Raw genomic sequence first — 13,029 nt, 5'->3', positions numbered from 1 at the left:
ACCCCATCAAACACCTCCGCGCGGCGCCCGGCACGCAGGGCGGGACGTCCCGTGGTCCCGGGCGCCTCCAGTCTCCCGACGACGCAGGGCGCCCCTCGCTCGAGGAGCGCCCTGCGCGGTGGTCGTGCAGCAGACCTCAGCCCCGCCCGAGCAGGATCCGCACGTCGGCCGCGGTGATCACGGACCCGGTCACGAGCACCCCTGTCCCGACGCCCACGCCGACCGAGTCGTCGCGCTCGGCCAGGTCGACCGCGATCGCGAGCGCCTCGTCGAGGCGCTCCGCGGTGTGGACGCGGTCCTCGCCGAAGACGTCGATCGCGATCTCGGCGAGGTCGGTCGGGTCGGCCGACCGTTCGGCCGAGTTGCGCGTGACGACGATCTCGGCGAGGACGGGCTCGAGCACCGAGAGGATCTGCTCGGAGTCCTTGTCCCCCATGATCGCGACGACCCCGATGAGGCGCTCGAACTCGAACGCCTCGTCGACGGCCGCGACGAGCGCCTCGGCCCCTGCAGGGTTGTGGGCCGCGTCGACGATCACGGTCGGGCTCGACCGCAGGACCTCGAGCCGACCGGGCGACGACACGTCGCCGAACGCGGCCTCGACGACCCCTCCGTCGAGCGCGCGGCCGCCCGAGAGCAGCGCCTCGGTCGCGGACAGCGCGAGCAGGGCGTTGTGCGCCTGGTGCTCGCCGATCATGGGCAGGAAGATCTGTGTGTACAGACCCGCCGGGGTGCGCAGGTCGACGACCTGTCCCCCGACCGCCGGTGTCCGTCCCGCAACCGCTATGTCCTGCCCCTCGCGCAGGACGCGGGCGTCCTTGGCGGCGGCCCTCTCGATCACGATGGCCTCGGCCACGTCGCTCTGCTCGGCGAGCACGACGACCGCGCCCTCCTTGACGATCCCGGCCTTCTCGGTCGCGATCTCCTCGATCGTGTGGCCGAGCCAGCGCGTGTGGTCGATCGAGATGGGGGTCACGATCGCGACGTCGCCGTCCACGACGTTGGTCGAGTCCCAGCTGCCGCCCATGCCCACCTCGACGATCGCGACGTCCACGGGGGCGTCGGCGAACGCGGCGAAGGCCATGACCGTGAGCACCTCGAAGAAGCTCAGCCGCGGCCCGCCGGCCTCCTGCGACTCCCGGTCGACCACGCCGACGTAGGGCGCGACGTCCTCCCAGATCTCGACGAAGCGCGCGGGGCTCACGGGCTCGCCGTCGATCGCGATGCGCTCGGTGACCGACGTCAGGTGCGGGCTCGTGAAGCGCCCGGTCCGCAGGCCGTGCTCGCGCACGAGCCGCTCGACCATGCGCGAGGTCGAGGTCTTGCCGTTGGTCCCCGTGATGTGGACGGTCCGGTACGCCTTCTGGGGGTCGCCCAGGAGCTCGAGGACCCTCTGCACGCGGTCGAGCGTCGGGTCGATGTCGTGCTCGGGGGCCCGGTCCATGATGTGCGCGTACACCGTGGCCAGGTCCTCGAGCGCGGCGGTCTCCTCGGCGGTGCGCTGGTGTGCGGCGCCGCCCGGGCGCCGGGCGTCCTTGTCGCCGGGGCGCTCGCCGGCACCCCGGCCCACGCGGAGGCCGCTCATGCCTGCGCCCCGTCGGTCTGGTCGGACGAAGCGGTGGGCGACGCCTTGGCGACGAGCACGCTGCGCTCGTCGGTCGGCGACAGGTCGATCGTGACGCTCACGGCGAGGGTCTCGCCCGCGATGAGCTCGCGGTGGTCCTCGACCGCGCCCCGCCAGGGGCCCGGCACCGAGAGCGACAGGTCGATCCGGTCGGAGACCTCGAGGCCGGCGGCCTTGCGGGCGTCCTGGACCTCGCGCACGATGTCGCGTGCGTACCCCTCGGCCAGGAGCGCGTCGTTCAGCTCGAGGTCGAGGACCACGAACCCGCCCGAGGGCAACACGGCCGCCGCGATCGACGGCGCCGCCGGGTCGACCTCGTCGTGGCCCTGCTCGGCGAGCACGACGGTCGTCAGCTCGTACTCCGAGCCGAGCAGCGGCACGTCGCCGTCGGGCGTCTCGACGACGACGAAGCCGTCGTCGCCCACGCGCCACGAACCCGCCTTGGCGGCCTTGATGACCGCCTGGACACCGCGGCCCAGGCGCGGTCCGGCGGCCCGCGCGTTGACCGTGAGCTTCTGCGAGACGCCGAACTCGTCGGCCGCGCCCGACTCCAGGTCGAGGAAGCGCACCGTCTTGACGTTGAGCTCGCGAGCCAGGAGGTCGGCGTAGGGCGTGAGCGCGGCAGGGTCCTCGGTCACGACGGTCACCGTGCTCAGCGGCTGACGCACGCGCAGCGAGTGCGCCTTGCGCAGCCCGAGCGAGAGGGACGCCACCGAACGGACCAGGTCCATCGAGGCGACGAGCTCGTCGTCGGCGACCAGGACGCCCGCGAGCGAGTCGGCGGGGGTCTCGGCCGTCTCCTGCGCCGTGACGCTCGGCCAGTCGGTCAGGTGCACGCTGCGCCCGCCCGTGAGCCCGCGCCAGACCTCCTCGGAGAGCAGGGGCGCGAGCGGCGCCATGACGCGCGTGAGGACCTCGAGGGCCGTCCACAGCGTGTCGAACGCGTCCGCGTCCTCGTCCCAGAAGCGGTCGCGCTGCGTGCGGACGTACCAGTTCGTCAGCACGTCGAGGTGCTCACGGACGCTCTCGCACGCGCCCGCGATGTCGTAGGCGTCGAGCTGGGTCGTCACGGCGTCGACCAGGTCGTGCGTGCGGGCCAGCAGGTAGCGGTCGAGGGCCGGGAGGTCCGCGACGCGCTCCGGTGCCACGCGCTGCGCGGTGTATCCCGCGCCGCCGTTCGCGTTGTTCGAGTAGAGCGTGAAGAAGTAGTACGTGCTCCACAGCGGCAGCAGCACCTGGCGCACCGAGTCGCGGATGCCCTCCTCGGTGACGATGAGGTTCCCGCCGCGCAGGATGGGCGAGCTCATGAGGAACCAGCGCATCGCGTCGGAGCCGTCCCGGTCCAGGACCTCGGAGACGTCCGGGTAGTTGCGCAGCGACTTGCTCATCTTGCGCCCGTCCGAGCCGAGCACGATCCCGTGCGAGACGGCCGAACGGAACGCCGGGCGGTCGAACAGGGCCGTGGCCAGGACGTGCAGCGTGTAGAACCAGCCGCGGGTCTGGCCGATGTACTCGACGATGAAGTCGCCCGGGTAGTGGTGCTCGAACCAGTCCGCGTTCTCGAACGGGTAGTGCACCTGCGCGAACGGCATGGAGCCCGAGTCGAACCAGACGTCCAGGACGTCGGGGATGCGGCGCATGACGGACTTCCCGGTCGGGTCGTCCGGGTTGGGGCGCGTCAGGTCGTCGATGAACGGGCGGTGCAGGTCCGTGACGGGCACGCCGAAGTCGGCCTCGAGCTCGGCGATCGAGCCGTAGACGTCGATGCGCGGGTAGTTCGCGTCGTCCGAGACCCACACGGGGATGGGCGTGCCCCAGTAGCGGTTGCGCGAGATGGACCAGTCGCGAGCACCCGCGAGCCACTTGCCGAACTGGCCGTCACGGATGTGCTCGGGCGTCCAGGTGATGTCCTGGTTGAGCTCGACCATGCGGTCGCGGAACTCGGTCACGCGCACGAACCAGCTCGAGACCGCCTTGTAGATCAGGGGGTTCCGGCAGCGCCAGCAGTGCGGGTAGGAGTGCTGGTAGGTCTCGTGGCGCAGCACGACGGCACGCGAGGCGACCGCGACGCGTGCGAGCGGGCCCGTGCCCTCCTTGAGGTCCTTGATGACCTTGGGGTTGGCGTCGAAGACCTGCTCGCCCGCGTAGTCCGGGACCGCGTTGGTGAAGCGCCCCCGCGCGTCGACGGGCACGACGGGCACGATGCCCGCGGCGTCGCACACGGCCATGTCGTCCTCACCGAAGGCCGGAGCCAGGTGGACCACACCGGTGCCGTCCTCGGTCGTCACGAAGTCGGCCACGAGCACCTGGTGCGCGTTCGGCCAGCCCTCGGCCGAACGGTCCGTGAAGTAGTCGAAGGCCGGCGTGTAGCGCAGCCCGGCGAGGTCGGCGCCCTTGACGGTCGCCAGGACCTCGGCGTCCTCCCCGAGCTCCTTGGTGTAGGCGCCCAGCCGGGCGGCCGCGAGCACGACCGTGTCACCGGCCACGGCCGAGCCGGCACCGGCGCGCACCACGACGTAGTCGACGTCCGGCCCGACGGCGACCGCCAGGTTCGAGGGCAGCGTCCAGGGGGTCGTGGTCCACACGAGGACGAGGGCACCGGCTGCGGCTGCGGCGACGCCGTCCGTGACGTCGGCGGAGAGCCGGAACCCGACCGTGAGCGCCGGGTCCTGGCGCGACTGGTACACGTCGTCGTCCATGCGCAGCTCGTGGTTCGACAGCGGCGTCTCGTCGCGCCAGCAGTACGGCAGCACACGGTAGCCCTCGTACGCGAGCCCCTTGTCGTACAGGCGCTTGAACGCCCAGATCACCGACTCCATGAAGGTGATGTCGAGCGTCTTGTAGTCGTTCGCGAAGTCGACCCAGCGCGCCTGGCGCGTCACGTACTCCTTCCACTCGTCCGTGTACTTGAGCACGGACTCGCGGCAGGCCTCGTTGAACGCGGCGATCCCCATGGCCTCGATCTGGGACTTGTCGGTGATGCCCAGCACGCGCTCGGCCTCGAGCTCGGCCGGCAGGCCGTGCGTGTCCCAGCCGAACCTGCGCTCGACGCGCTTGCCGCGCATCGTCATGTAGCGCGGCACGACGTCCTTGGCGTACCCGGTCAGGAGGTGGCCGTAGTGCGGCAGGCCGTTCGCGAACGGCGGGCCGTCGTAGAAGACGAACTCGTTGTCGCCGTCCTGGCCCGCCTCACGGTGCTCGATCGACGCTCGGAACGTGTCGTCCTTGGACCAGTACGACAGCACGCCACGCTCGAGCGCGGGCAGGTGAGGGCTGGCGGGGATCTGGTGGCCCTGACCGTCAGGGGCGGTGTCGTCGGTGCGGTGCAGAGGGTAGGCCATGGCTCAGTGGCTCCATCGTGAGTGGCAGGCGGTGGTCCGGGACGTGCTCGTGCGAGGACGACCACCCCTCCCTGGTTCCCGAGGGAGAAGGCGAGCCGCGGTACCACCCCGCTTGCCGTCGTCGGGCGCTGTGGGCACCCGAGCGGCGACCGCTCGACACGGCTGTGACGGGCCTACCCGTCCGGTTCTACTGGGGTCCCGCGCCGCGGGACCTGTTCTTCCGGAGGCTCACCGGTGATGGCCGGGTCGACGCCTGTGGCCCCATGATAACGCGCCGCCCCCCGCGAGCGCGCCGAGGCCGACGGCCACGCAGGGGCGAGGGCCCGGCGCCGCGAGGCGCCGGGCCCCACCCCCGGTCAGGCGAGGCTCAGGCGCTCGCTCCGTTCGCCGTCGCCAGGAGCTGGTCGACCTGCTCGGGGCCGAAGGAGTCCCCCGCGATCATGCCGATGCGCCCGATCGGGAACGACCCCATCATCTTGGCCATGTCGACGCCCTCCGGCATGATCGACGCCGCGCCCTCCATGGCCGAGGCCATCTGCGCCATGGCCTGCTGCACGACCGGCCCCGCGACCGGGTGCGCGAACACCTCGGCGAGCGAGGACTCGCGCGTGAGCGGCATGACGAGCTGGTCCCCCGCGACCTCGACGGTCGTGGACGAGCGCACGTCGCGCGACGACGCGGCCACGTCCACCGTGTACTCGCCGCCCTCGACGACCCAGCGGTCGGCGCGGACGTGCCAGTATGCGAGGTCCGCCCGACGGACCGTGAGGACGACCTCGCGGCTCTCGCCCGGCTCGAGCGCGACGAGCGCGAACGCCTTGAGCTCTCGCTCGGGGCGCTGCACGGCCGTCGAGACGAGCCCGGTGTAGACCTGCACGACCTCGCGGCCGGCCCGGTCCCCCGTGTTCGTGACCACGACCCGCACCTCGACGTCGCCGTCGCCGGTCACGGCAGCCGTGGCCTCCCCGTACCCGAACGTCGTGTAGGACAGGCCGTGCCCGAACGGGAAGGTCACCTCGATCCGGCGCGCGTCGTACCAGCGGTAGCCCACGAACAGCCCCTCGCCGTAGCGGACGTGCCCGTCCTCCCCGGGGAAGTTGAGGAACGCCGGGGTGTCCTCGAGGCGCACCGGGATGGTCTCGGTGAGCTTGCCCGACGGGTTGACGTCGCCGTACAGCACGTCGGCGATCGCGCCGCCGCCGGCCTGTCCGAGCAGCCAGCCCTCGAGGATCGCCGAGACGTCGTCCGCGAACGGGAGCGCGACGACGCTGCCGTTGGACAGGACGACCACGGTGTCGGGGTTGACCTCGAGCACCGCGTCGAGGAGCTCGAGCTGCTCGACCGGCAGGTCGATGTGCTCGCGGTCGTAGCCCTCGGACTCGGCCGCGGGCGGCAGACCGAGGAAGACCACGGCGACGTCGTGCTCTGCCGCGAGGGCGACGGCCTCGGCCCGCAGCGCGGCCGCGTCCCCCGAGCCGTCGAGCGTGAAGCCCTGCGCCCGGGAGACGAGGTCCTCCCCGACCTTGACCGCGACCTCGCGGGCCACCGAGTCGATCCGGGTCGGGTTGATCATCGAGGACCCGGCCCCCTGGTACCGGGGCTGGTCGACGAAGGCCCCGATGAGGGCCACCGAGCGCTCGGCCCGGAGCGGGAGCAGGCCGCCGTCGTTCTTCAGCAGCACGATCGACCGGCCGGCCACCTCGCGCGCGAGCGCGTGGTGCGCGTCGACGTCGAGGGGGCCCTCCACGCGCGGCGTGCCCTGCCAGCGCGTCGCGAGGTGCGCGACCCGCGCGGCCGAGGCGTCCACGACGCTCTCGTCGAGCGAGCCGTCGCGCACCGCGGCCACGATCTGCGCGTCGGTCACGCCGCCCGACGACGGCATCTCCAGGTCCAGGCCGGCCGCGAGCGCCGAGACCCGGTCGTTGACGGCGCCCCAGTCCGAGACCACGAGCCCCGCGAAGCCCCACTCGTCGCGCAGCACGCGCGTGAGCAGGAACGGGTCCTCGGACGCGAAGACGCCGTTGACCCGGTTGTAGGAGCACATCACGGTGTACGGCTGGGCGTCCTCGACGACCCGCTGGAAGCCGCGCAGGTAGATCTCGCGCAGGGGGCGCGGGTCGACGTCGCTCGAAGCCCGCATCCGGTCGTGCTCCTGGTTGTTGGCCGCGAAGTGCTTGAGCGACGTGCCGACGCCCGTCGACTGCGTGCCACGCACCAGCGCGGCCGCCATGATCCCGGACACGATCGGGTCCTCCGAGAAGTACTCGAAGTTGCGGCCGCACAGCGGCGAGCGCTTGATGTTCACGCCCGGGCCGAGGATGACGGCGACGTCCTCGATCGAGGACTCGACGCCCAGCGCCTCACCCACGCGGTGCGCAAGGTCGGTGTCCCACGACGAGCCGAGTCCCACGGCAGGGGGGAAGCACGTCGCAGGGACGCTGTCGCCGATGCCGAGGTGGTCGGCACTGCCACGCTGCTTGCGCAGACCGTGCGGGCCGTCGGTGAGCATCACGGCGGGGATGCCGGCGCGCTCGACGCCCTTGGTCCACCAGAAGCTCGCGCCGCTGGTCAGCGACGCCTTCTCCTCGAGCGTCAGGCCGGCGACGGCGGTCGTGCCGTCCTCGATGGTGTCGGTCATGTCCTGTCCTTCTCTCTCGTTCGTCGTTCAGGCTGGGGAGGGCTGGTGGCGGGCGCCGAGGTGGCAGAACCACACGGGGCGCCCGTGGTCGCGCTGGAGCAGAGGCCAGAACGCCCACCACACGAGGAGCGCCCCGGCGACGCCCGCGACGAGCCCGAAGACGGTGTCGGAGAGCCAGTGCGCGTTGATGAGGGTCCGCTGCCACACCATTCCCAGCATGACCAGCCCACCGACGCACCACCAGAGCGTGCGGGCGGTGCGGCGTGCTGCCGGGATCAGGGCCGCGATGCCGACGACGAGCGCGCCCGCCATGACGGCGTGCCCCGAGGGGAACGAGCCGTGGTCCACCCGGAACAACGGTCCGAACAGGCCGAGCGTCTCGTCCACCGCGGGCCGCGGACGGTCGACAAGGTTCTTCATGCCCTGCGAGAGCAGCCCCGGTCCGACCAGGGTCACCGTGAGGAAGAAGAGCGCCGAGCGCCAGCGGCCGACGAACGCGAGGGCACCAGGGATCAGGACCATGCCCACGAGCGCCCCCGGGCCTTCGCCGAGGTGCTGGAAGAACATGGGGAGCGCTGACGGGTACAGGTCGCTGTCGGGCCCGACGCCGACGAGTCCGCGCCACCAGTCGTCGAGCGGCTGCGTGAGGGGCGTGGCGGAGTCCTGTGCGACGAGCATCCCCATGAGCGCGAAGGCCGTGACGAGCCCCAGGGACCACCACAGCATCGCCCTCGGGCGGTCGGGGTGGGGCACCCGGACGTCCTCCCGCTGCGGCTGGACGACCTCGGCCGTCATCACCGCACCGCCTTGATGGGCCAGACCGCGCAGGCACCGAGGATGCTCAGGACGATCCCCACCGGGAACAGCGCGACGTAGCCCCCGAAGCTGAGGATGATCAGGCCCGCGAACGCGGGGGCGAGTGTCTGCGGCAGCGTGGCGGCGATGTTGACGACGCCGAGGTCCTTCGCGAACGACTTCGCCGACGGCAGCACCTCGCTCATGAGCGCCGTGTCGACGGCTTGGAACATCCCGAAGCCGAGGCCCGAGACGAACGTGAAGATGGCCCAGCCCACGAAGCTCGGCACGAACACGGGGATGAGGAGCGCCAGGCCGACGAGGGCCGAGGACAGGAAGACGAAGACCTTGCGGCGCTGGAACCGGTCGGACAGGGGTCCGGAGACGAGCGTCGCGACGAGCACACCGGCGAGGCTGACGAGGCTGAACAACGGCACGGCGGCGACTGCCCCGGCCTGCCCGAGCCCGATGTAGTCCTGCAGGATGAACAGCTGGTACCCGGTCACGGCGAAGTAGCCCGTGTACAGGAGCAGGCGACCGGTGAAGGCCCAGAAGAAGTCGGGGTGCTTGCGGGGGCTGACCCAGAAGGTGCGCAGGAACTCTCCGACGTCGAACGGCTCCTTGGCCAGGTCCTTGCTGGAGTGGTCGGGGTTGAAGACGACGAACAGGGTCAGCACGATGAGCGTGAAGCCTGCGAAGACGAGGTAGCCGAGCTGGATCGAGTCCGCGAACTGCGCACCGAGGATCGATCCGCCGAGGGCTCCGAGCATGAGCCCGAGCCCCGACAGCGCGGCGAACGTGCCGCGCAGGGCGCGCGGGACACGGTCCGGCATGATCGCGCTGAGCGGTCCCTGCGCGAAGTTGTAGGCGACCTGGACGATCACCCAGCCGACGACGATGCCCACGAGGCTGTTCGCGAAGCCCATGGCCAGCAGGCCCAGGCCGCCGACGAGGGCGCCCAGCACGAGCCACGGTGCGCGACGGCCGAACCGGCTGCGCGTGCGGTCCGAGATCTGGCCGGCGATCGGCTGGGCGAGCAGGGCGGCCAGCGCCCCGAACGTGCCGACGACCGCCAGGTTGCCGACCTTGTCGGCCTCACCGAGCGTCTGCACCTGGAGGGGCATCAGCAGTCCGCCCACGGCGCCCCAGATCATGAAGACCGAGAAGTTGGCGGGGACGATCCAGCCGAGCAGACGCTTGGGCGTGCCGGTGACGAGGGGCGGCGGATCGTCCTGGCCGGACGCCTCCTCGATGAACTCCTCGGCGGCGGCGAACGTGTCGACGGCGAGCGCCGGCGCGGGGGTGGGCGTCGGAGCCGAGGCCGGAGCGGTGGATGGGGAATCGGACGGCTGTGTCATGGCGGATCCTTCGTCGGACAGGCGCTCATCCTTGAGCGTCGCCAAAACAGTATGGCACTCGGTATTGAAGTGCAAGGGTCTCCGGTCTAGGGTCGACGCATGGCACAGCGAGGTTCATACGCGAAGGGCATCGCCAAGCGGGAGGAGATCCTCTCGACGGCGCTCGAGGTCATCGCCCGGGAGGGATACCGCGGGGCATCGGTCAAGGAGCTCGCGGACGCGGCCGGCCTCAGCCAGGCGGGCCTGCTGCACTACTTCGACAGCAAGGACGAGCTGTTCACCGCGATCCTGCGCAAGCGCGACGAGCTCGATCTGGAGACCTACCGCACGGAGTCCACGCTCGACCCGTTCCGGGTGTTCCTGCAGGTCGTGAGGCACAACGCCGAGGTCCCCGGGCTCGTCGAGCTGTACACGCGCCTCAACGCCGAGGCGAGCGACCACGAGCACCCGGCCCATGCCTTCTTCGCCGAGCGCCGGGCGGGGATGCAGGCGATGTTCGCGGGGCTCGTCGAGGAGGGCAAGCTCGCCGGGCGGTATCCCACCGACGTCGACACCGCCTCGCTGGGTCTCGTCATCACCGCCGTCGCCGACGGCCTGCAGACCCTCTGGCTGCAGGACCCCACCATCGACATGGCCTCCGAGATCGAGCGGCTGCTCGTGTCCCTCGGGGTCTTCCCCTCCGAACGGAGCACCACCGCATGAGCACCCCCGTGACCGACGCCGAGGCGATCGACCCCACCCTGGACGGCCCCGTCGTCACGATCGACGCCGGCCAGGTCCGCGGCGTCTGGCGCGAGTCCTCCGCAGCGTTCCTCGGCATCCCGTTCGCCGAAGCCCCCGTCGGCGCCCTGCGCTTCGAGGCTCCGGTGCCGGTCGCCCCCTGGGACGGCGTGCGGGACGCCACCGAGCTCGGCGCGACCCCGCAGCGCAAGCAGCTCGCCGAGATCACGCTGATCCCGGAACCGTCGATCCCCGGCGACTCGACGCTCAACGTCAACGTGTACACGCCCGCCCCCGGGGCGCCCGACGCCGGCCTGCCGGTGCTCGTCTACATCCACGGCGGCGGGTACACGGCCGGCTCCCCGGCGAGCCCCTGGTACGACGGGCGCGCGTTCAACCGCGACGGCGTCGTGACCGTGTCGGTCTCCTACCGGCTCGGCTTCGACGGGTTCGGGCGCATCGAGGGCGCGCCGTCCAACCGCGGGGTGCGGGACTGGCTGCTGGCGCTCGACTGGGTCCAGCGCAACGTCGCGGCGTTCGGCGGCGACCCCTCGCGCGTCACGCTCGCCGGGCAGTCCGCCGGGGGCGGCGCCGTACTGACGCTGCTGGGCATGCCCTCCGCGCAGCACCTCTTCCGGTCGGCGTGGTGCCTCTCGGGCGCCGTGGGGGACGTGACCGAGGCACGCGCCAAGACCTTCGCCGACACGCTCGCCCGCCTCGCCGGGGTCGAGGCCACGCGCGACGGCTTCGCGTCGCTGCCCGAGACCCGCGTCCTCGAGCTGCAGGACGAGGCCTCCAACCCCGACGGCCTCGACCCGATGGCGGGCGTGGCGGCGATGCTCCGGGACGGTCTGCCGTGGGGACCGATGATCGACGGAGACCTGATCACCCGGCCGACGCTCGAGTCGCTACGCACCGGGGTCGGCGGCGACAAGCCGCTCGTGCTCGGCGCGACCGACGACGAGTTCACGATGGCGACCGACGCCGCGAAGAACAAGCTGCGCTTCCTGCCCGCGTCGATCGTCCTCGGCAAGCTCCTCACCGACCGCTCGCGCCGCAAGGCCTACCTCGCCGCGAACAAGGCCCAGCGACGCAAGGGCACCGCAGCGGTGCTCGGCCGGTTCATGACCGACAGCATGTTCCGGGCGCCGATCGTCCGGATCGCCGAGGCACGCGCCGCCCACCCCACCTGGGTGTACCGCTTCTCGTGGGCATCCCCGAAGCTCGGCTGGGCCGCGCACTGCCTCGACGTCCCGTTCTGGTTCGACTGCCTCGACGCCGAGAAGGTCGACCTCATCGCGGGCGACAACCCGCCCCAGGACCTGGCGGACGAGCTCCACGGCGCGGCCGTCGCGCTCGTCCACGAGGGTGCTCCCGGGTGGCGCGCCTGGTCCGACGCCCCGGGTGCGACGCGCGTGTTCGGCGGGGACATGCCGACCCCCTCCGTCCTGCCCGAGGGCTACGCCGAGGTCCGCGCCCTGGTCTGAGCCCCCGCCCCCGGGTCGGTTGCTGGACCCGGGTACCGGACCGGTCCCGCACGGGCCGGGGGCGGGCCGCCAGGTTTTCGGGGGGACTCCCCCCTGTCGCCGGGATCGTGCGGGACGGGACGCTGGAGCAGGAGGGCGACGGCACGCTCGCCCGTCCTCCTGCCCCGCACCCCGACCCGAGAACGAGGCGACGATGCCCACTCCTTCCGAGGCGGCGGCCTCGCCCGGCGCCGCCACAGCGCCCGGCCGCACGAGCACCTCCCGTCCCGACCGCCCCTCGGGGCCGGCCGGCCACGCTCGACCGGCCGACCCCGAGCGACCGACCGGACGCACCCGTCGCTTCCGGCCGGGCCTCGTCTGGGTCGCGCTCAGCTCGATCGCCATGGCCGCGATCCTGCTCACCTCCTACACGGGCGCGACGCTCGACGAGCTCGCCCAGGACGACACCGGCCTCGCCTCGACGTTCGCGAACCGCTCGCCGGCGATCCAGCTCGCGTTCTACCTGCACATCGCGTTCGCCGGGCTCGCGCTGCTGGTGGGACCGCTGCAGTTCGTCTCCCGCTGGCGCCGCCGTGCCCCGCGCGTGCACCGCGTGCTGGGCAGGGTGTACCTGGTCGGGGTCGGGGTGGGCGCGCTCACGGGCTTCGTCATCTCGACCGCGAGCTCGGTCGCCTTCCTCGGGTTCTTCGGGTTCGGGACGCTCGCGGTCCTGTGGGCGTGGACGGGCTGGAAGGCGTACCGCGCGATCCGTGCGGGGCGCGTCGCCGAGCACCAGGCGTGGATGATCCGCTGCTTCGCCCTGACCTACGCCGCCGTGACGCTGCGCCTGTGGGTCGGGGTCCTCGTGGCCGTCCAGACGCCGTTCGCCGGCCCTGACGCCGACCCGGGAACGCTGTTCGAGACCGCGTACGCCCCCGTCGCGTTCCTGTGCTGGCTGCCGAACGTCGTGATCGCGGAGTGGCTGATCGCCCGGCGGAACCTGCCCGGGCTGCGCATGACCTCACCCGTCGCGGTGCGCGCCGCGACATGAGCCCGCGCCGCGAGGGCCCGGGGCGACGCGAGACAC

The 13,029-nt window shown here is 72.1% G+C and carries 8 protein-coding genes; 3 read left to right on the top strand and 5 right to left on the bottom strand.

The window, feature by feature from the left end; genetic code table 11:
* Nucleotides 1–136: 136 nt before the first annotated feature.
* From JOD48_RS08050 to JOD48_RS08030, 5 genes are all read right to left on the bottom strand, one after another.
* On the bottom strand, nt 137–1,585 hold the full coding sequence (locus tag JOD48_RS08050; RefSeq protein ID WP_191790568.1) for a bifunctional folylpolyglutamate synthase/dihydrofolate synthase: 1,449 nt from the start codon (nt 1,583–1,585) through the stop codon (nt 137–139).
* Complete coding sequence (gene ileS, locus JOD48_RS08045) at nt 1,582–4,965, bottom strand: isoleucine--tRNA ligase (protein WP_204808469.1); 3,384 nt, start codon at nt 4,963–4,965, stop codon at nt 1,582–1,584. Before ileS ends, JOD48_RS08050 begins: the two co-directional genes overlap by 4 nt.
* Nucleotides 4,966–5,332: 367 nt before the next feature.
* Nucleotides 5,333–7,603, bottom strand: a complete 2,271-nt coding sequence (locus JOD48_RS08040; RefSeq protein ID WP_204808467.1) for a glycoside hydrolase family 3 C-terminal domain-containing protein — start codon at nt 7,601–7,603, stop codon at nt 5,333–5,335.
* A gap of 27 nt (nt 7,604–7,630) precedes the next feature.
* Nucleotides 7,631–8,398 carry a phosphatase PAP2 family protein gene (locus JOD48_RS08035; protein ID WP_204808465.1) on the bottom strand — a complete coding sequence of 256 codons (768 nt, stop codon included), beginning with the start codon at nt 8,396–8,398 and terminating at the stop codon, nt 7,631–7,633.
* A complete protein-coding gene (locus JOD48_RS08030) occupies nt 8,398–9,756 on the bottom strand; it encodes an MFS transporter (protein ID WP_204808463.1) in 1,359 nt (452 codons plus the stop codon). The genes JOD48_RS08035 and JOD48_RS08030 overlap by 1 nt, the downstream gene beginning before the upstream one ends.
* 99 nt (nt 9,757–9,855) lie before the next feature.
* On the opposite strand from JOD48_RS08030, the gene JOD48_RS08025 reads away from it, so the two are divergent.
* The 3 genes from JOD48_RS08025 (at nt 9,856) to JOD48_RS08015 (ending at nt 12,993) form a co-directional block, all read left to right on the top strand.
* A complete protein-coding gene (locus JOD48_RS08025; protein WP_191790563.1) occupies nt 9,856–10,458 on the top strand; it encodes a TetR/AcrR family transcriptional regulator in 603 nt (200 codons plus the stop codon).
* Entirely contained in the window at nt 10,455–11,963 is a 1,509-nt protein-coding gene (locus JOD48_RS08020) for a carboxylesterase/lipase family protein (RefSeq protein WP_204808461.1), read from the top strand. Before JOD48_RS08025 ends, JOD48_RS08020 begins: the two co-directional genes overlap by 4 nt.
* A gap of 193 nt (nt 11,964–12,156) precedes the next feature.
* Nucleotides 12,157–12,993 (top strand): DUF2306 domain-containing protein, encoded by an 837-nt coding sequence (locus tag JOD48_RS08015; protein ID WP_204808458.1) that lies wholly within the window; start codon nt 12,157–12,159, stop codon nt 12,991–12,993.
* Nucleotides 12,994–13,029: the final 36 nt, after the last annotated feature.

Source organism: Oerskovia paurometabola, from assembly GCF_016907365.1.
In the GTDB taxonomy this organism is placed as follows: domain Bacteria; phylum Actinomycetota; class Actinomycetes; order Actinomycetales; family Cellulomonadaceae; genus Oerskovia; species Oerskovia paurometabola.
Note: the sequence above shows the minus strand (reverse complement) of the source record. Positions and strands in the feature narration are given on the sequence as shown.

Bases quoted from the DNA above. Each gene is read 5' to 3' on its own strand.
- JOD48_RS08050 (WP_191790568.1), bottom strand. From the start codon at position 1,585: ATGAGCGGCCTCCGCGTGGGCCGGGGTGCCGGCGAGCGCCCCGGCGAC.
- ileS (WP_204808469.1), bottom strand. From the start codon at position 4,965: ATGGCCTACCCTCTGCACCGCACCGACGACACCGCCCCTGACGGTCAG.
- JOD48_RS08040 (WP_204808467.1), bottom strand. From the start codon at position 7,603: ATGACCGACACCATCGAGGACGGCACGACCGCCGTCGCCGGCCTGACG.
- JOD48_RS08035 (WP_204808465.1), bottom strand. From the start codon at position 8,398: ATGACGGCCGAGGTCGTCCAGCCGCAGCGGGAGGACGTCCGGGTGCCC.
- JOD48_RS08030 (WP_204808463.1), bottom strand. From the start codon at position 9,756: ATGACACAGCCGTCCGATTCCCCATCCACCGCTCCGGCCTCGGCTCCG.
- JOD48_RS08025 (WP_191790563.1), top strand. From the start codon at position 9,856: ATGGCACAGCGAGGTTCATACGCGAAGGGCATCGCCAAGCGGGAGGAG.
- JOD48_RS08020 (WP_204808461.1), top strand. From the start codon at position 10,455: ATGAGCACCCCCGTGACCGACGCCGAGGCGATCGACCCCACCCTGGAC.
- JOD48_RS08015 (WP_204808458.1), top strand. From the start codon at position 12,157: ATGCCCACTCCTTCCGAGGCGGCGGCCTCGCCCGGCGCCGCCACAGCG.